Below are 19,235 nucleotides of genomic sequence, written 5' to 3'. Positions count from 1 at the left end.
GGTAATATAGTTAGGCGCCTAACTAATACATATAGAGCTGAAAAGGTGGTTATTGATATGAAACATATGTTAATTGCAGGAGGCGGCATCGGCGGCTTGTCAGCGGCCATTTCTCTCCGTAAGGCAGGGTTTTCCGTCACCTTATGTGAAGCGGCTTCAGAAAACCGAAAAACAGGTGCGGGAATTCTTCAGCCGCAAAACGCAATGGCCGTCTTGAAAGAATTGGGCGTGTTCGAGGAGTGCTGTAAGCATGGCTTTCAAACAGAGTGGTTTAAAACGTTTGATGCACAGGGGAATCTCCTGTTTACAGTCAGCGAATCCTTTTTAGACGATACACTGCCGGGACGCAATAATATCCTGCGCAAAACGCTAAATGACATTCTCATGAAGCATGCCGAGGCGGCGGGTGTAGACATTAAGTGGGGGAAAAAGGTTGTCTCTTATGAAGAAACAGCTGAAGCGGTCACTGCCGTATGTGAAGATGGAGAAAAGCTGCAGGCTGACATTCTGGCGGGCTTTGACGGCATTCACTCCGTTGTTCGCGATAGAATGCTGCAAAAGGAAACAGAAAAAGAGTACCTCGGCATGGGGGCGTGGCGCTTTTATATCGAACTTCCCGATTTTACATTTAAGGACGCGACATTGATGTACAGAAGCGGAGACACACAAATTGGCGTCGTGCCGTTGGCGGAACACGCTGGCTATGTCTTCGTCCTCCAGCCTTGCACGAGCGATTACTGGGATGAGGAAGATACCCGGTTTGATAGAGTAAAAGAGGTTCTTTCTGGTTATCCGGGGCTTGATTTTGTCACAAAGCACATGTCAAAACAGCATCCTGTCATCTTTAACAAACTGGAGCAGGTCGCCGTGCAGGAGCCATGGCATAAAGGCCGCGTTGTCATCGGAGGAGACGCCGCCCACGCCGGCGCGCCGACCCTGGCGCAAGGAGCGGCAATGGCGATCGAGGATGCCATCGTCCTCGCCGAAGAACTCCAAAACCACGCCGACCACGAAACAGCATTACAGGCGTACTACAAAAGAAGAGCCCCACGAGCGCTCAAAGTCCAGAACCTATCATCGGAAATCGTCCGCCGCGGGCTGAAAGGAGAGCCGGGAGCGGAAGAACTGATTGGGGAATGCTATGCGGTGTTGAGGGAAGGGTATTAAATAGGAAAAGTCCAGAAAGTGATTTCTGGACTTTTTTATTCTTGCTCTGTTTTATTCCTTATCCGCTCAATCACCTCATGCAGTCCCTCAGGCTTATAAAACTCCACCGGTGAACTGCCTTTCTCAAACGAAATCGTCTCGGCTTCAATCAGCGCGACATAGCGCCCGTTTACTTTTGCGAGATGAATGGAGTCGCCAAAATCCGCTAGCAATCCCTTAATCTCTGTTTCTCCGACTTTCATTTTCAGTTGGGCCTCTGGCGTGTGCTCGATGATTTGGGCGGAGGCTTCGATGACTTGATGGGTGTCGAGGCGCTCTTGGATTTCCCGTTTTTCGCTTGCTTCCCAAATTTCAATGTCGTGCTCGAACTGCTTGAGTTCTTCGCTGTTGTCTTCAAATGTCTCGTAGACGTGCTCCTGCACCATGTTCATGACCTGATTTTTCATGATTTCCGGCATCGATTCTCCGTACTCGACGAATTTCAGAAAGTCCTCAAAATAGCGGGCGTGCGAGGCCTGGTGGATTTTCAGCTCACCTTCCTCGACCATTCCTTCCTCTGGCATGTACGGGTATTGGATGCTTTTCATGTTTTTTGTCGTGATCGCCATTTCGACTTTTTTAATGAGAGAAGACGCGTCAGAGATGCGGGCGACCTTCGGCTCAAAATCACATTTCATAATAAAGACAAATGACTCGTCAAAGTATTTTCTCGGTACGGCCGAAGCGACGAGAAACACGCCGCCGCGAACCGCGCTTGTGTCAAGGTACGTGCGGACGAACTGCTCACTCAGCTCATTGAAGTCTTCTTTTGTTTCCGCCAGACGCGCACGGTTGAACATGTTGTAGTTTGGGTTGGAATCAAGCTCGTGGCCGGGCTCAACGATAAAATGGCCGATTTTCGTCGGCACCTGCTCGGACTGCGGATGGCGGTCGGCTTTCCGTTTGACGATTTTTTTCAGTTCCCCGTCGAGAAAGTCCTTCAGCTCGCTTTCTTCAAATTCGCCCGTATCAAGGGTCTGGAAGTGCTTGAACTGCTTGTTCGCCTGCTCATCTTTGCCTTCCACCTGTATGACATAAAAGGATAAAAAACGAATTTCAAAATCCATATATAAACTCACCTTATTCGCGTATTGTACAGCTTCTCAAGTATAGAAAAAACAGCAATCATGCGTCAATTGGGAGAACGGAATAATCATGACCATGAAAGGGAAATGTAGTCAAATAGAAGGCATCTCATACGGAAAGGAATGGTTCGATGAAGGAAACAAGCCCGATTCCTCAGCCGAAGACGTTTGGACCGCTCGGCAATTTGCCTTTAATCGATAAAGACAAGCCGACGCTTTCGCTGATCAAACTGGCGGAAGAACAGGGCCCGATTTTTCAAATCCATACACCCGCGGGCACGACCATTGTAGTGTCCGGCCACGAATTGGTGAAAGAGGTTTGTGATGAAGAACGGTTTGATAAAAGCATTGAAGGCGCCTTGGAAAAGGTTCGCGCATTTTCCGGTGACGGATTGTTTACGAGCTGGACGCATGAGCCTAACTGGAGAAAAGCGCACAACATTCTGATGCCAACGTTCAGCCAGCGGGCCATGAAGGACTATCATGAGAAAATGGTCGATATCGCTGTTCAGCTCATTCAAAAATGGGCAAGGCTCAACCCGAATGAAGCAGTCGATGTCCCCGGAGATATGACCCGGCTGACGCTCGACACCATTGGGCTATGCGGGTTTAACTACCGCTTTAACAGTTACTACAGAGAAACGCCCCACCCGTTTATCAACAGCATGGTGCGGGCGCTTGATGAAGCGATGCATCAAATGCAGCGGCTTGATGTTCAAGATAAGCTTATGGTCAGAACAAAGCGGCAATTCCGCCATGATATTCAAACGATGTTTTCGTTAGTCGACAGCATTATTGCAGAGCGCAGATCGAATGGAGACCAGGATGAAAAAGATTTGCTCGCCCGCATGCTGAATGTGGAAGATCCGGAAACGGGTGAAAAGCTCGACGACGAAAATATCCGCTTTCAAATTATTACGTTTTTGATTGCCGGCCATGAAACAACGAGCGGCCTGCTTTCCTTTGCGACCTACTTTTTATTGAAGCACCCTGACAAACTGAAAAAGGCGTATGAAGAGGTCGATCGGGTGCTGACAGATGCAGCGCCGACCTATAAACAAGTGCTGGAGCTTAAATACATACGGATGATTTTAAATGAATCACTGCGCTTATGGCCGACAGCTCCGGCTTTCAGCCTTTATCCAAAAGAAGACACAGTCATTGGCGGGAAATTCCCGATCACGACGAAAGACAGAATTTCTGTGCTGATTCCGCAGCTTCATCGTGATCGAGACGCTTGGGGAAAGGACGCCGAGGAATTCCGGCCGGAACGGTTCGAGCATCAGGACCAAGTGCCTCATCATGCGTACAAACCATTCGGAAATGGACAACGGGCCTGTATCGGCATGCAGTTTGCCCTTCATGAAGCCACACTTGTGCTGGGGATGATTCTAAAATATTTCACACTGATTGATCATGAGAATTATGAGCTTGATATCAAACAAACCCTAACACTTAAGCCGGGCGATTTTCACATCAGGGTTCAAAGCCGTCATCAGGAAGCCATTCATGCAGACGTCCAGGCAGCTGAAAAAGCCGCGTCTGATGAGCAAAAGGAGAAAACGGAAGCAAAGGGCGCATCTGTCATCGGTCTTAACAACCGCCCGCTTCTCGTGCTGTACGGCTCAGATACCGGCACCGCAGAAGGCGTCGCCCGGGAGCTTGCTGACACTGCCAGTCTTCACGGCGTAAGGACAGAGACAGCACCTCTGAACGACCGGATTGGAAAGCTGCCGAAAGAGGGAGCGGTTGTCATTGTGACCTCGTCTTATAATGGAAAACCGCCAAGCAATGCCGGACAATTCGTGCAGTGGCTTCAAGAAATCAAACCGGGTGAGCTTGAGGGCGTTCATTACGCGGTATTTGGCTGCGGCGACCACAACTGGGCGAGCACGTATCAATACGTGCCGAGATTCATTGATGAGCAGCTTGCAGAAAAAGGCGCGACTCGGTTTTCTGGGCGCGGGGAAGGGGATGTGAGCGGTGATTTTGAAGGGCAGCTTGACGAGTGGAAAAAAAGCATGTGGGCAGACGCCATTAAGGCATTCGGACTGGAGCTTAATGAAAACGCCGATAAGGAACGAAGCACGCTGAGCCTTCAGTTTGTCAGAGGGCTGGGCGAGTCTCCGCTGGCTAGATCGTACGAAGCCTCTCACGCATCCATTGCCGAAAATCGTGAACTCCAGTCCGCAGACAGCGATCGAAGCACTCGCCATATCGAAATTACATTGCCGCCGGATGTTGTATATCAAGAGGGCGACCATCTTGGCGTATTGCCAAAAAACAGCCAAACCAATGTCAGCCGGATTCTCCACAGATTCGGTCTGAAGGGAACCGACCAAGTGACATTGTCGGCAAGCGGCCACAGTGCGGGGCATCTGCCATTGGGCCGTCCTGTCAGCCTGCATGATCTTCTCAGCTACAGCGTCGAGGTGCAGGAAGCAGCCACAAGAGCGCAAATACGTGAACTGGCGGCATTTACAGAGTGTCCGCCGCATAGGCGCGAATTAGAAGAACTGTCAGCAGAGGGTGTTTATCAGGAGCAAATATTGAAAAAACGAATTTCCATGCTGGATCTGCTTGAAAAGTATGAAGCGTGCGACATGCCGTTTGAACGATTTTTAGAGCTTTTACGGCCGTTAAAACCGAGATATTATTCAATTTCAAGCTCTCCAAGAGTGAATCCGCGGCTAGCATCGATCACAGTCGGTGTCGTGCGCGGCCCTGCGTGGAGCGGCCGTGGCGAATACAGGGGCGTGGCTTCAAATGATTTAGCTGAGCGCCAAGCCGGTGATGATCTCGTGATGTTTGTACGCACACCAGAATCTCGGTTTCAGCTTCCAGAAGACCCTGAAACGCCAATCATTATGGTCGGACCTGGCACAGGAGTCGCGCCATTTCGCGGTTTCCTTCAAGCCCGCGAAGTTTTAAAGCGGGAGGGGAAAACGCTCGGTGAAGCTCATCTCTATTTTGGATGCAGAAACGATCGTGATTTTATATACCGTGATGAGCTTGAGCAGTTTGAAAAAGACGGAATTGTCACTGTCCACACAGCCTTTTCCCGCAAAGAAGGCATGCCGAAAACGTATGTCCAGCATGTCATGGCTGACCATACAGAAACGTTAATATCGATCCTTGACCACGGAGGCAGGCTTTATGTATGTGGTGACGGCAGCAAAATGGCCCCGGATGTGGAGGCGGCACTGCAAAAGGCGTATCAGTCTATTCATGGCACCGGGGAGCAAGAAGCGCAAAACTGGCTGAGACATCTGCAGGATACCGGTATGTACGCTAAGGATGTCTGGGCAGGGATATAGATAAAGAAGACTGGAGACATCCAGTCTTTTTTGCCCTTTAGAAAAAATGGTGATCGCGCTAAACATTGATGCATACAATAACTTCAGTCCGCCGGAAGGGCGGGCTGTCTGCAAAACCTATTTTTCGTTTTTGCTAGTTTATGTTATTCTTATACTCGGTATCTATTTCTTTTTTCAAAGGCACACATGACAAAAGAAATCCTTTTTTTATTTCTGAGAAAAAAATGTGAAACGAAATGAAGGTTTCTTTCGTCCAGTGATTGGTTTCCAAATGGTTGTAATAAAAATGATATGGTGCGAAACATAAATATTCCGGCTTGCCGCGGTGTATTTCTTGTTGTGTGATGCCTTGATTTTGTTTGGAAAGAAGGAATTGGAAGGCAGGATATAAAGAGCAGGTAAATATGAATGAAGAACTTAAAGTGTTTAAGAAAGTAGAGGTTGCCATGAAGAAACTTTTTTCTTACAAACTTAGCTTTTTTGTGCTGGCTGTTATACTGTTTTGGGCAAAAACGTATTTATCCTACAAGACTGAGTTTAATCTTGGGGTAAAAGGCACAACTCAGGAGATCCTCCTGATATTTAACCCATTCTCAAGCGCCGTCTTCTTTTTAGGACTGGCTTTGCTGGCGAAAGGGCGTAAATCAGCCATTATTATGCTGATTATCGATTTCTTGATGACATTTGTGTTATATGCAAATATTTTATTCTATCGTTTCTTTGACGATTTCTTGACGTTCCCGAACATTAAACAGTCCGGAAACGTTGGAAACATGGGAGACGGGATTTTCAGTATCATGGCCGGTCATGATATTTTCTATTTCTTAGATATTATCATTTTGATTGCGGTATTGATCTGGAGACCTGAATTAAAAGAATACAAAATGAAAAAACGCTTTGCATCTTTAGTGATCCTTTCTGGGATCGCACTGTTTTTCATCAACCTGCACTATGCGGAAAAAGACCGTCCGCAGCTGCTGACAAGAACGTTTGACCGCAATTATATCGTGAAGTATTTAGGTCTGTACAACTACACCATTTATGACGGTGTGCAGACGGCTCAAACAGAAACGCAACGGGCCTATGCAAGCAGCGATGATTTAACAAGCGTCGAGAATTACACGACGTCTCATTATGCGAAACCAAACGCCGAGTACTTCGGCTCTGCCAAAGGCAAAAATATCATTAAAATTCACCTCGAAAGCTTCCAGTCATTCCTGATTGACTACAAGCTAAACGGTGAAGAGGTGACGCCTTTCTTAAATAAACTTGCGCACGGCGGGGAAGATGTGACGTATTTTGATAACTTCTTCCATCAGACAGGCCAGGGAAAAACATCTGATGCCGAGCTGACAATGGATAACTCGATCTTCGGTCTTCCTGAAGGCTCCGCGTTTGTGACGAAAGGCGAAAACACTTACCAATCGCTTCCTGCGATTTTAGACCAGAAGGAAGGCTATACAAGCGCCGTCCTGCATGGTGATTACAAATCGTTCTGGAACCGTGACCAGATTTACAAACATATCGGATATGACAAGTTCTTCGACGCAAGCACGTATGATATGTCAGATGAAAATGTGATTAACATGGGACTTAAGGATAAGCCGTTCTTTACAGAATCGATTCCAAAGCTTGAGTCTCTTAAACAGCCGTTTTACGCGCATTTGATTACTTTGACAAACCATTATCCGTTTAACCTGGATGAAAAAGACGCGTCTCTTAAAAAAGCGACAACTGGCGATAACACAGTTGACAGCTACTTCCAGACAGCGCGTTACCTTGACGAAGCGCTTGAGCAATTCTTCAAGGAGCTGAAGGAAGCCGGCCTGTATGACAACTCAGTCATCATGATTTACGGTGACCATAACGGTATTTCTGAAAACCATAACCGAGCGATGAAAGAGATTCTTGGAAAAGAGATCACAGATTATCAAAACGCACAGAACCAGCGTGTGCCGCTGATGATCCGCGTTCCTGGCAAAAAAGGCGGAGTGAACCATACGTATGGCGGCGAAATTGACGTCATGCCGACACTTCTGCACTTAGAAGGAATTGATTCTCAGAAATATATCAACTTTGGTACTGATTTATTCTCTAAAGACCACGACGATACGGTGGCATTCAGAAACGGAGACTTCGTAACGCCGAAGTACACATCAGTCGACAATATCATTTACGATACGAAGACTGGTGAAAAACTGAAAGCGAATGAAGAAACGAAGAATCTGAAAACAAGAGTGAACCAGCAGCTGAGCCTTTCAGACAGTGTCCTGTACAAAGACTTGCTGAGGTTCCATAAACTAAATGATTTCAAAGCCGTTGATCCGTCAGACTATCATTACGGCAAGGAGAAAGAAATCAAATAAGATGAAAAAGAGCCTTGAGCGGGCGCATTGCCTTCGCTCAAGGCTCTTTTTTTTGGTTATACAACCAACTTGAAAAAATAGATTCCATTTGGTCACCAAGGCTGGCTTTCTCTCATATCATTACAGTAGATTTTGAAACCGGATTGAAATCGGACAAATTATCGGGGAAATGCCTTGATAGATTGTGAAGATATACCAGGTTTCGAACTCAATATTCATAGAGATGAGGGGTAGAGATGAAAGCGGTCATTCTCTGCGGCGGAAAAGGAACGAGAATGAGTGAAGTCACGAATGACATTCCTAAACCGCTCGCCATGATAGGCGGCAAACCGATTCTATGGCATATTATGAAAATTTATCAGTACTACGGAGTAAACGAGTTTATTCTGCTGTTGGGCTATAAAGGAGAAAAAATCAAGGAATACTTTCTCGACTATGAATGGAAGCACAACAGTCTAACACTCGACAGCTCTACGGGAGAGGTTCAGATGCTGGGGCAGCCTGAAACGTGGAAAATTACGTTTTTGGAGACTGGGGAAGATACGCTGACAGCCGGAAGAATCTTGCAGGCGAAAGACTATATCGGTGATGAAACATTTCTGCTCACCTATGGGGACGGGCTGGCCAATATCAATCTTTTCCATCTCATCAGCTATCATCAGACAAAAGGTGCTGCCGCGACTGTCACCGGCATTGACAAAGTCTCGCAGTTTGGCACCTTGACGGTTGAGGACGGCATGGCGAAAACATTTTCTGAGAAGACATCAAGTGACGGAATCATCAACGGCGGATTCTTCGTTCTCAGTCCAAAGGTTTTCGAGTATTTGCCGAAGGACGGGAACGCGATGTTCGAAGATGAACCGCTGAAGAACCTTGCCAAAGACGGGGAGCTTGCTGTGTACCGCCATTATGGATTTTGGACGGCCATCGATACGTATAAAAATCTTTTAGAAGTCAACAAAATGTGGAATCAAGGACAACAAGTATGGAAGGTATGGTGAATCGATTTGAGTTTCTGGAAAAATAAAAACGTATTTGTCACGGGATGCACAGGTCTTTTAGGAAGCTATTTGGTGAAAGAGCTGATCGATCAGGGCGCAAATGTTACGGGGCTTGTCAGGGATCATGTGCCTCAATCCAATCTTTATCAGGGAGAACATATCAAGAAAATGAACATCGTGCGGGGCTCTCTAGAGGACTTGGCTGTGATTGAACGCGCGCTTGGCGAGTATGAGATCGACACTGTCTTTCATCTCGCTGCACAAGCGATTGTCGGCGTAGCAAACCGCAACCCGATTTCTACCTTTGAAGCGAATATCCTCGGCACCTGGAATATTCTCGAAGCCTGCCGCAAGCATCCGTTAATTAAGCGGGTCATTGTCGCTTCAAGTGATAAAGCTTACGGCGATCAAGAAAACCTTCCATACGATGAAAACATGCCGCTGCAAGGCAAGCACCCGTACGACGTCTCAAAAAGCTGCGCAGATCTGATCAGCCACACCTATTTTCACACGTACGGGCTTCCGGTCTGCATTACGCGCTGCGGAAACTTATACGGCGGCGGAGATTTGAACTTCAATCGCATCATTCCTCAGACGATTCAGCTTGTGCTGAACGGGGAAGCGCCGGAAATCCGAAGCGACGGCACCTTTGTACGGGATTACTTCTATATTGAAGACGCCGTTCAGGCTTATCTGCTTCTTGCAGAAAAAATGGAAGAAAACAATCTTGCCGGAGAGGCCTTTAACTTCAGCAATGAGATCCAGCTGACCGTACTTGAACTGGTAGAGAAAATATTAAAGAAAATGAACAGTAATCTGAAACCTAAGGTGCTGAATCAGGGAAGCAATGAAATCAAACATCAATATTTATCCGCGGAAAAAGCAAGAAAGCTGCTGAATTGGACACCGGCCTATACTATTGATGAGGGACTTGAAAAAACGATTGAGTGGTATACGGAATTCTTCAAAAAGTAATGTGAAACGAGGTGAACAAGACTGTGACCAGCGCGTATTGCACCGTTTTATCAAAAGGAAGATTATATCAGGCAGTCGCTTTGTTTAAGTCGTTAGAGCAAGTTGATCAAGACAGTCCCATTTTTATACTTTGCATGGATGAAGATACGCACCGCGTGTTACAGAAGCTGAAGATGAAGCAGCTGAACCTTGTGCCGGTGGCCGCTCTTGAAAATGAATTGCTGCTGAAGCTGAAGGAAACTAGAGATCAAAGTGAGTATTGCTGGACGATGAAGCCGATCTTTCTGCAAGCTGTGCTGAACAGCAATCCCGGGCTGGAGCGTGTGACGTATATTGACGGGGACCTGTTTTTCTATGCAGATCCATCGCCGATTTTTGAAAACCAGCCGGACTGCTCGGTGCTGCTTTCACGGGGGGATATTGTAATCCCTTCTTTTGAGAAAGAGCAGATTGACATGCTGCAGCGTCTTTTAGGCAGATATAATTCCGGATTTATCAGCTTCAAGCATGATGATGCAGGCACGGATTGCTTGGAGTGGTGGAAGGAACGCTGTCTTGAGGAATGCAAAAATGCACCGGGTGAAGGGAAATTCGGTGATCAGGGCTATTTGGATTATATGTCTGAGCTGTTTCCGAATGTGTGTGACATTACGACACCCGGCGTGAACATCGGCCATTGGAATTATGGGCAGCATACGTTTTCCTGGAAAGATGGCCGGATCGTGCTGGAGGATGGCAGTCCGCTGATCTTTTATCATTTCAGCGGATACCGCATCGTCAGCATCAATGAAATCAAACAGATTCATGAAACAACCCGCACAGATCTGCCGTTTGTGCATGAACTGTATCAAGAGACACTGCCGCATATCATTCAGCACATGAAAACGTTAGACCCTGAATTTAACGGTTTTGCTTCAAAAGATGACAACAAATAAATGAGTAAATACAGGAAGTGAAAATGAAGTGAAAGCAAGCGTTATTATTCCTGCATATAATTCAAAGGAGCGCCTTTACAACAGCCTTCTGTCATTAAACCAGCAGGAGTGCGATGAAGAATTCGAAGTCATTGTAGCGGACAATGGCTCTGAGGACGGGACGCTCTCAATGCTTGAGTCATTTCAAGCTGATTTTCCGCTGATCTTTACACGGATTAAAGAAAACAGGGGCATTGCGTACGGACGAAATCAGGCGCTTCGCAATGCCAGAGGAGACATCCTGATTTTCCATGACAGTGATATGCTTGCGGCAAAGGACCTTGTGGCAAAACATATAAAAGCCCATGAGAACGAAGAGAATCTCGTCGTGTGCGGGTTGTTTTGGAAACGGATCTACAGTTTTTATTATGAACGGTTTGAAGAAGAACATAAGGAACAGCTCGCAAAGCTCACAGATGAAATGCCGAAGAAAGACAAACAAAAGCTGCTGGAGGAAGCAGACATTAAAAACGGAAGCTTTCTTGATAAAAGCTTTGACCTCGATACCGACTTTATAGACGTGCTCAAGAAGATTTTAGATGAGTACGGCGATGACTTGAAAGGCTATCATATGCCATGGCGCTTTTTTATCACGAATAATTCCTCTGTGAAACGCAAGCATGTGGTTGACCTCGGTTTATTTGACGAAGGCATTGTGAGGTACGGGTTTGAGGATTATGACCTCGGGATCAGGCTTCATCAGGCCGGATTGACCTTCAGGCTTCGCCGCGATATTGTCAGTGTTCATCAGGAGCATCCAAGCAATTGTAAATCTGTAGATGATATTCGGGCCAACATTGCCTATATGTGCGATAAATACAATAACATCCGCTCCTTAGACGTTCATCTCGCTTTTAATGGACCGTTCCCGCCTGACATGACGAACAGAATCATGACTGATATTCAAAAGCTGCTGGAGTCTCAGAAATATGATATGCTGCTGAATCTGTTTCTTGAGCTTCTGCATGTTGTTAAAGAGCGCAACATTGATCCAGATTGGCGAAAGAAAGCCCCAAGGGTGACGGCAAAAAGCTTTGATTTACAAACTGTCCGCAAGCTTCTGCCAAAAGCGAAGAAAAAGCTAGGCGTAAACGATTTCGCCAACGCACTGTATGCGCTTGTCAACGATTTGCTGCACGTGGATCTTAGATCATTGGATGTGGTATAAGTGAGTACATTTCATTTTTCAACGATAGTGTCAAGGACACATATCTTTAAGCTCATGCCTATGATTCATTCTCTCCATGAGTATTGCAATGATTTTCATTTATATGTGCTGTGTGTCGACCAGAAAGCGTATGAATTGCTTCAGCACGTGCCATGGGAGCATGTAACCTTTGTGCAGCTGCATGAAATGGAAGACCCGGAGCTGCTGAAAGCGAAAAGCAACAGAACGTTTCATGAATATTGCTGGACGTTAAAGCCCGCCTTTTTGTTTCATGTGATGAGCAAGTGGGATGACGCTGAATACTTTGCCCATATGGATACGGATCTATTTTTCTTTTCTGATCCGGCGCGTATTTTTGCAGAAAACCCAACGGCGTCTCTGTATTTGACTGATCATCGTAATTCGCCGCGCTTCATGTCCTACTACGACCGAACCGGACGCTTTAATACAGGCTTTGTCGGTGCCGGTAATACAAAGGAAGCATATGAAGCGGTGTGGCAGTGGAGACAGGACTGTATTGAATTTTGCACGGTCGAAATGGATACGGAACGAAAGACATATGGTGATCAAAGATATGTGGAGAAATGGCCGGCGCAGTTTAAAGGTGTTCATGTTGTCAAATCAATAGGAGCCAATACAGCGCTTTGGAATATCGAAAACTATAAGGTCGGGCAAAAGGACGGCCGCGTGTATATAGATGAAACGCCGCTGATTTTCTATCATTTCTCTGGGTTTACGCTGGTGACAGAAAAAGAGTTTAATCTTTGCTGGTACTACCGGATTGAAGACGAAGCGACAATTGAGATGATTTATATGCCCTATATATTAAATCTGAAAAGATGGATTGATGAAATACAGTCGGCGTTTCCGGACTTTGCGGATGGCTTTATCCCGAAGCACGCAGTGCCTGACACTCATTTTATCCAGCTGGATTAAAAAACCCTGCCGCCTGGCAGGGGTTTTTTCAGCTATGCCATTCTCTCAGCTTCTGGTCACTTGGCAATAGGAAGGCAAGGATGCCGAGAACAGGGAGAAAGGCAATGGCGATCATCGTCGGGGTCAGTCCCGCGGCGTCAATCAGAGCGCCCAGCGCCACAGCGCCGATCGCGCCCATCCCGAAGGCAAGCCCGACGGTTAAACCGGACATTGTGCCGATTTTTCCAGGAACTAGCTCCTGTGCGTAGACGACCGTTACAGAAAAGCTCGACATCAGAACCAAGCCAATCAATGCGAGCACGCCATAGGCGAGAACCGGTCCGGCAAATGGAAGCAAGATCGCCAGCGGCGCCGAGCATAACAGCGAACCGAGGATAACGAAGCGTTTTCCAAAACGGTCTGCAAGCGGGCCGCCGAGAAACGTGCCGATTGCGCCGAACAGCAAGAAGACAAAAATATAGCTTTGTGCCTGCTGAATGCTTACGTGATAGGTATCCATCGCGTAAAACGTGTAAAAGTTACCGATCGCACTCGTATACCAAGAACGAGCAAAAATGAGAAATATAATAATAATAAGAGCAGATACAACAGATTTGGTGATGGCCGTGTTTTCAGCCGTTTTCTTTTGTTTGCCTGATTTCTGGGCAAGGCTGCCGAGACGTGAGGCGTACCATTTCGCAATATACATGAGAAACATAACAGCAAGCGCGGCGACAAGCGTGAACCAAACAGCGCCGAATTGCCCGAGCGGTACAAGGATCAGCGCGGTGATCAGCGGCGCCATCGCCTGGCCTGAGTTTCCGCCCACCTGATAAATCGACTGGGCGAGCCCGCGTTTTGTGCCGGCGGCCATATACGCCACACGGGAGCCCTCCGGGTGGAAAATGGCCGAGCCTAATCCAATGAAAAACACACAGCATAGGATCGTTATGAATGACGGGGCAAATGCAAGGCCCAAAATGCCAAGCATGCTGGCGGTCAAACCGACTGGCAGCGCATACGGCCGCGGTCGTTTATCGGTATACCAGCCGACAACAGGCTGCATGACGGATGACACCATGTTTAATGTGAAAGCGATGATGCCGAGCTGTGTAAACGTCAGGCTCATGGAGCGTTCCAAAATAGGGAACATGGCCGGAATCACAGCTTGAAGCGAATCGTTGAGCATATGGCAAATTCCGATAATAATCAAAATCGGATACACCGTGGTGCCTGGTTTTTGAACTGTTTTTTCTTTTAACGGGGCGGCAATAGCCAATTGAGTCTCCTCCTTACATATATAACCAAAGCATACCACCATATTATTCATAAGGTGAAGAATTTATCAAGAGGAAAAAAGATTCTTATGAAAGAAATACCGTCAGCCTGATTAGGAGCTGACGGTATTTTCGATATTCAAAATGTGATATAGCTCTTCAAGCTTACGAATCTCATAGGTTGGTATGACCTCTGGCACATTCGGCTTCATGTCAGGGTTCATCCAACAAGTATCAAGTCCGGCGAGCTGTCCGCCTTTGATATCAGCAGTCAGTGAATCCCCAATGATTAATGTGTGCTCTGCTGAAAATTGAGGAATCCGTTCAAATACGTAATCGAAATATTCCTTCATCGGCTTTTGGAAGCCTGTGTCTTCAGAAACGAAAATGTCCTTGAAGAATGGAAATAATCCTGAATCACGGAGACGCTTATATTGTGTGTGAGACACGCCGTTTGTCACGATGTACAAATCAAACTGTTGCTGCAGATTTGAGATGAGATCAAATGCACCGTCAATAAGCTGATGTCCTTCTTCAAGAAAGCGGCGGTATTTTTGCTCAAGTATGGTTCCGTCAGTCTCATAGCCGTATTCTTTAAGCAAAGCGGAGAAACGTGTGTTTACGACTTCATCCCGTGTCATCTTACCTTCTTCAAAGGCTCTCCAGAGACCTTGATTGATGGTTTTATACTGCGCCTTCATGTCATTTGTTAAAGGAATGTTCTGATCTTCAAACAGCAAACGCAGGGCTAAAGCTTCTGCCGCTTGAAAATCAAGGATGGTATCATCTACATCAAATAATAAAGTGCGGTACCGTTTCATCTGTGTGTCTCCCTTTCTCATGCGTACTCAAAGTATAGCACATAAAAAAAGGAAAAAGCCGGCGGGTGAGGCACCGCCGGCTGAAAAGAGATTATTTGTTTAATAAGCTGTGTTTTCTCGAATATAGGAAGTAAATCAGTGTTCCGACAGCGATCCAGATGACAAATGAAAGCCATGTGACGCCGGGAAGGCTGTACATGAACCAGAGGCAGATGCCTGCGCTGATAATCGGCACAACCGGAACGAACGGCACTCTGAAGGACGCCTTGATTTCAGGATGTTTCTTTCTTAGCACAATGACAGCAATAGATATGACCGTAAACGCGGCAAGTGTTCCCATGTTCACCAGATGGGCCAGCGTTCCGAGGTTAATAAAGCCGGCGATTCCCGCTGCAACGATCCCTGTCAGCCATGTGTTGCGGAACGGGGTTTTAAATGACGGATGAACCTTTGCGAACAATCCAGGCAGAAGGCCGTCTCTGCTCATGGCAAATGTCAAACGAACCTGAGCGTACAGCAAAGCGAGCATCACCGTCGTAATCCCGATAATCGCACCGACAGAAATAATTCCGGCAACAGCGTCCTGTCCGACGAATTTCAGCGCAAAGGATACAGGATCTCCGACATTCAATTTGGCATAAGGCATCATGCCTGTCAGCACAAGCGATACCGCGATGTACAGAACCGTACAGACGGCTAGAGCTGAAATAATGCCGACGGGCATGTTTTTTTGCGGATTTTTCACTTCCTCTGATGCGTTAGAAACCGCGTCAAACCCAAGGTACGCGAAGAATACAGTGGCAGCGCTAAGTATGACGCCTTTCATCCCGAATGGCATAAAAGGAGACCAGTTATCCGGTTTCACATAGCCGATGCCGACAATAATGAACAATAATATGATCGCGATTTTCATCAGTACGATGACGTTGTTAAAGCGTGTGCTTTCCTTGACGCCTCTGCTGACAATCGCAGTGATGAGGAGAATGATCACCGCAGCCGGAAGGTTAAATACGGCGCCCGGCGTGCTTCCCGGCGCTCCTGTCAGTGCAGCCGGAATATGAAGATTGAAGCCGGCAAGAAGTGATTGAAAGTATGAAGACCAGCCGGTGGCAACCGCCGACAGTGCAATGACATATTCAAGCATGAGATCCCATCCGATCAAAAAGGCGAGCAGCTCTCCAAGTGTCACGTATGAGTATGAGTACACGCTTCCCGAAATCGGAATGGAAGACGAAAATTCAGCATAACAGAAAGCAGCCAGCGCACAGGCGAGCCCCGCTAAAATAAACGATATGATGAGGGCGGGACCTGCACCGGTCGCTGCCACTGTTCCTGTAATGACAAAAATCCCTGTACCGATGACACAACCGATACCGAGCAAGGTTAAATCAAATGCGCTTAACGTACGGGCAAGGCTTTTTGACTTGCTCTGCGCACTCAATGTTTCAAGCGGTTTTTTTCTAAATAATGAACTCATCAAAAGTTCCTCCTAGAAATATTCAAAATATTCTAATCATTATATGCAGTTCTTGTTGTATTATATTGTCGAAATTTGACTCAGTCAATAAAATATTTTTCTGCTTTAAATGATAGAAGCAAAACAGCGTTGTCGTATCATAGGATAGTAATTTTTACTAATCGTATATTCAATTTTATGCAAGATGAACCGATAGAAAAAATAGATTCGCCCATATTTTGATTTGCGGTTATAAAGGAGATGCTGACCATGTTTCAATATGAAGAGTTGAATAAACAGTTTATCGGCGGGAAATGGCAGGAGGGCAGCAGCCCAAATGTATTGGAAAACAAAAATCCTTATACTCAAAAAACATTCACAACATTCCGTAAAGCGACTGCTGACGATGTAGATGAAGCGTATCGGGCAGCGGCGCTGGCAAAGAAAAAATGGGATGCGGTCAACCCGTTTGAGAAAAGAACCATTTTAGAAAAAGCCGTCACGTATATTGAAGAAAATGAAGAAGCCATTATTTATTTGATTATGGAGGAGCTAGGCGGTACAAGGCTCAAAGCGGCTTTTGAAATCGGACTTGTCAAAAACATCATGAAGGAAGCGGCAACGTTCCCAATCCGCATGGAGGGGAAAATTCTTCCGTCCACAATAGATGGCAAGGAAAACAGATTATATCGCGTGCCGGCAGGCGTTGTCGGTGTCATCAGCCCGTTTAACTTCCCATTCTTTTTATCTATGAAATCAGTGGCGCCTGCACTCGGAGCCGGCAATGGCGTTGTGCTAAAGCCGCATGAGGAAACGCCGATTTGCGGCGGAACATTGATCGCGAAAATTTTTGAGAACGCGGGAATTCCAGCGGGGCTGCTGAATGTTGTTGTCACAGACATTGCTGAAATCGGCGACAGCTTCGTTGAGCATCCAGTGCCGCGGATCATCTCATTTACCGGTTCTACGAAAGTCGGCAGCTACATCGGACAGCTTGCGATGAAGCATTTTAAAAAGCCGCTTCTTGAGCTTGGCGGGAACAGCGCCTTCATCGTACTTGAGGATGCAGATATAGAATATGCGGTCAATGCGGCGGTGTTCAGCCGATTTACACATCAAGGACAGATTTGCATGTCAGCCAACCGCGTGCTTGTTCATTCTTCTATTTATGACAAGTTCCTTGAGCTGTACCAGGCAAAAGTGGAATCGCTGAAAGTCGGCGACCCAATGGACCCTGATACGATTATCGGGCCATTAATCAACAGCAGACAGACGGACGGGCTGATGAAGACTGTAGAGCAAGCAATTGAAGAAGGCGCTGTACCAGTGAAGCTTGGTGGATTTAACGGGACGATCGTGGAACCGACGATCTTAAAAGACGTCAAACCGTTCATGAGCATTGCCAAGGAAGAGCTGTTCGGACCAGTCGTCTCCTTTATGAAGTTTGATTCAGAAGACGAAGCGGTGGATATCGCAAACGAAACCCCGTTTGGCTTGAGCGGTGCCGTACATACGTCAAATCTTGAGCGCGGCGTGGCATTTGCGAAACGCATTGAAACAGGCATGATTCACGTCAATGACACGACCATCAATGATGAACCGAATGTAGCCTTCGGCGGTGAAAAGCAATCAGGCCTCGGCCGTTTAAATGGTGAGTGGAGCCTCGAAGAATTTACAACGCTGAAATGGATCTCGGTCCAGCACGAAAAACGCAGCTTCCCTTATTAATGAAAAGGAGTGAATGGAATTGACCATAAATACGGAAAAAGAAACCGCAGATATTCTGGACGCATTTATCAAAGTAGCCCCTTATTTAAACAGCCTGGTTCAGGATGATATTACAATCGGCATTTATGATACGGAAAAACTGCTCGTGAATATACCGGCCAAAACCTTTTCGCTGAACGTAAAAGCCGGCGATCCGCTGCAGGAAGGGGATATCATCACAGATGCCATCCGAAGCAATCAGAAGAAGACGAGCATGGTTCCGAAAGAATTGTTCGGCTTCCCATTGATCGCGCGTGCCATCCCGCTGCACGACGAGAATGGAAGAGTCATTGGAGGCGTCGGCCTCGGAACGAGCCTTGAGGAGTCGTCAAAGCTGCATGATGTCGCGGAAAGCTTATCAGCTGTCGTTGAACAAACAGCCGCGGCTATTTCCGACATTTCTGAATCAATTAACGGGTTTTCAACTCAAATGTCGGGCATTTCCTCTCAGGCGAAAAAAGTAAGCGAAAGCGCCGGTGAAATCGCCGATATTTCAGTAACTGTTAAAGGCATCTCTGACCAAAGCAATCTGCTCGGCTTGAACGCCGCGATCGAAGCGGCAAGAGCAGGGGAGTCCGGAAAAGGCTTCTCTGTCGTCGCAGATGAGATCAGAAAGCTAGCAACGCATTCAAAAGAAAATGTCGGCCAAATTGACCAGATTACGAAAAAAATCCACAGCCTGCTGAAAGGGCTGGAGGAATCCATTGAGTCGATTAACCAGCATACAGACGGACAAGCCGCTGCTGTTGAACAAATTTCCGCCACAATGCAGGAGATTTCAGGAAGCGCACAGCATCTTGCAAAAATGGCCGAAAAAGCGCTTGAGGAAGAGTAAAAGACCGGGGACAAATGTCCCCGGTCTTTTTCTATCCTGCATTTCCATGAAATTCGTCTGACGTTTTACTAG

Annotated in this window: 14 protein-coding genes; 10 read left to right on the top strand and 4 right to left on the bottom strand. The window is 46.7% G+C overall.

Annotated features, from left to right (window positions below; genetic code table 11):
• Positions 1 to 57 precede the first annotated feature (57 nt).
• Complete coding sequence (locus NYE22_RS18295; RefSeq protein ID WP_342412033.1) at positions 58 to 1,167, top strand: FAD-dependent oxidoreductase; 1,110 nt, start codon at positions 58 to 60, stop codon at positions 1,165 to 1,167.
• Between the two features lie 35 nt (positions 1,168 to 1,202).
• Here the strand turns inward: NYE22_RS18295 and NYE22_RS18290 are convergent, their stop codons facing one another.
• Positions 1,203 to 2,273, bottom strand: a complete 1,071-nt coding sequence (locus NYE22_RS18290; RefSeq protein ID WP_029726663.1) for a DUF3900 domain-containing protein — start codon at positions 2,271 to 2,273, stop codon at positions 1,203 to 1,205.
• A gap of 149 nt (positions 2,274 to 2,422) precedes the next feature.
• Between NYE22_RS18290 and cypD the strand changes: the two genes are divergently transcribed.
• The 7 genes from cypD to NYE22_RS18255 all read left to right on the top strand — a co-directional run bounded on the left by cypD (position 2,423) and on the right by NYE22_RS18255 (position 13,028).
• Complete coding sequence (gene cypD, locus NYE22_RS18285) at positions 2,423 to 5,608, top strand: bifunctional P-450/NADPH--P450 reductase (protein WP_342412032.1); 3,186 nt, start codon at positions 2,423 to 2,425, stop codon at positions 5,606 to 5,608.
• 446 nt (positions 5,609 to 6,054) lie between these two features.
• On the top strand, positions 6,055 to 7,974 hold the full coding sequence (gene ltaS1 / locus NYE22_RS18280) for a lipoteichoic acid synthase LtaS1 (protein WP_003243930.1): 1,920 nt from the start codon (positions 6,055 to 6,057) through the stop codon (positions 7,972 to 7,974).
• Between the two features lie 236 nt (positions 7,975 to 8,210).
• Entirely contained in the window at positions 8,211 to 8,975 is a 765-nt protein-coding gene (locus tag NYE22_RS18275; RefSeq protein WP_029726884.1) for a glucose-1-phosphate cytidylyltransferase, read from the top strand.
• A 6-nt stretch (positions 8,976 to 8,981) separates the two neighbouring features.
• Positions 8,982 to 9,950 carry a GDP-mannose 4,6-dehydratase gene (locus tag NYE22_RS18270; protein ID WP_003233783.1) on the top strand — a complete coding sequence of 323 codons (969 nt, stop codon included), beginning with the start codon at positions 8,982 to 8,984 and terminating at the stop codon, positions 9,948 to 9,950.
• A 23-nt stretch (positions 9,951 to 9,973) separates the two neighbouring features.
• Complete coding sequence (locus NYE22_RS18265; protein ID WP_174223585.1) at positions 9,974 to 10,885, top strand: putative nucleotide-diphospho-sugar transferase; 912 nt, start codon at positions 9,974 to 9,976, stop codon at positions 10,883 to 10,885.
• 28 nt (positions 10,886 to 10,913) lie between these two features.
• Positions 10,914 to 12,092: a glycosyltransferase family 2 protein gene (locus NYE22_RS18260; protein WP_342412031.1), complete on the top strand. Its 1,179-nt coding sequence runs from the start codon at positions 10,914 to 10,916 to the stop codon at positions 12,090 to 12,092.
• Positions 12,093 to 13,028 carry a hypothetical protein gene (locus NYE22_RS18255; protein WP_342412030.1) on the top strand — a complete coding sequence of 312 codons (936 nt, stop codon included), beginning with the start codon at positions 12,093 to 12,095 and terminating at the stop codon, positions 13,026 to 13,028.
• A gap of 28 nt (positions 13,029 to 13,056) precedes the next feature.
• On the opposite strand, the gene NYE22_RS18250 is transcribed toward NYE22_RS18255, so the two are convergent.
• From NYE22_RS18250 to NYE22_RS18240, 3 genes are all read right to left on the bottom strand, one after another.
• Positions 13,057 to 14,286 carry an MFS transporter gene (locus tag NYE22_RS18250; protein ID WP_213419643.1) on the bottom strand — a complete coding sequence of 410 codons (1,230 nt, stop codon included), beginning with the start codon at positions 14,284 to 14,286 and terminating at the stop codon, positions 13,057 to 13,059.
• Between the two features lie 111 nt (positions 14,287 to 14,397).
• Positions 14,398 to 15,105 (bottom strand): YjjG family noncanonical pyrimidine nucleotidase, encoded by a 708-nt coding sequence (locus tag NYE22_RS18245; protein ID WP_326354373.1) that lies wholly within the window; start codon positions 15,103 to 15,105, stop codon positions 14,398 to 14,400.
• Positions 15,106 to 15,196: 91 nt separating this feature from the next.
• Entirely contained in the window at positions 15,197 to 16,582 is a 1,386-nt protein-coding gene (locus tag NYE22_RS18240; RefSeq protein WP_326354374.1) for an amino acid permease, read from the bottom strand.
• A 249-nt stretch (positions 16,583 to 16,831) separates the two neighbouring features.
• On the opposite strand from NYE22_RS18240, the gene yfmT reads away from it, so the two are divergent.
• Together yfmT and NYE22_RS18230 are read left to right on the top strand one after the other, a co-directional pair.
• Positions 16,832 to 18,289 (top strand): benzaldehyde dehydrogenase, encoded by a 1,458-nt coding sequence (gene yfmT, locus NYE22_RS18235; RefSeq protein ID WP_014479141.1) that lies wholly within the window; start codon positions 16,832 to 16,834, stop codon positions 18,287 to 18,289.
• Positions 18,290 to 18,302: 13 nt separating this feature from the next.
• The gene (locus NYE22_RS18230) at positions 18,303 to 19,163 is read left to right on the top strand and encodes a methyl-accepting chemotaxis protein (RefSeq protein ID WP_003233767.1); all 861 of its coding nucleotides are present in this window, start codon (positions 18,303 to 18,305) and stop codon (positions 19,161 to 19,163) included.
• The last annotated feature ends 72 nt before the right edge of the window (positions 19,164 to 19,235 follow it).

It is taken from the genome of Bacillus sp. FSL K6-1560 (assembly GCF_038592935.1).
Taxonomy (GTDB): Bacteria; Bacillota; Bacilli; order Bacillales; family Bacillaceae; genus Bacillus; species Bacillus subtilis.
The sequence above is the reverse complement of the archived record's forward strand: the minus strand, read 5'-3'. Positions and strand labels throughout refer to the sequence as shown.

Coding starts and splice junctions, on each gene's coding strand:
- NYE22_RS18275 (WP_029726884.1), top strand. CDS start 8,211: ATGAAAGCGGTCATTCTCTGCGGCGGAAAAGGAACGAGAATGAGTGAA.
- cypD (WP_342412032.1), top strand. CDS start 2,423: ATGAAGGAAACAAGCCCGATTCCTCAGCCGAAGACGTTTGGACCGCTC.
- yfmT (WP_014479141.1), top strand. CDS start 16,832: ATGTTTCAATATGAAGAGTTGAATAAACAGTTTATCGGCGGGAAATGG.
- NYE22_RS18290 (WP_029726663.1), bottom strand. CDS start 2,273: ATGGATTTTGAAATTCGTTTTTTATCCTTTTATGTCATACAGGTGGAA.
- NYE22_RS18295 (WP_342412033.1), top strand. CDS start 58: ATGAAACATATGTTAATTGCAGGAGGCGGCATCGGCGGCTTGTCAGCG.
- ltaS1 (WP_003243930.1), top strand. CDS start 6,055: ATGAAGAAACTTTTTTCTTACAAACTTAGCTTTTTTGTGCTGGCTGTT.
- NYE22_RS18230 (WP_003233767.1), top strand. CDS start 18,303: ATGGAATTGACCATAAATACGGAAAAAGAAACCGCAGATATTCTGGAC.
- NYE22_RS18245 (WP_326354373.1), bottom strand. CDS start 15,105: ATGAAACGGTACCGCACTTTATTATTTGATGTAGATGATACCATCCTT.
- NYE22_RS18240 (WP_326354374.1), bottom strand. CDS start 16,582: ATGAGTTCATTATTTAGAAAAAAACCGCTTGAAACATTGAGTGCGCAG.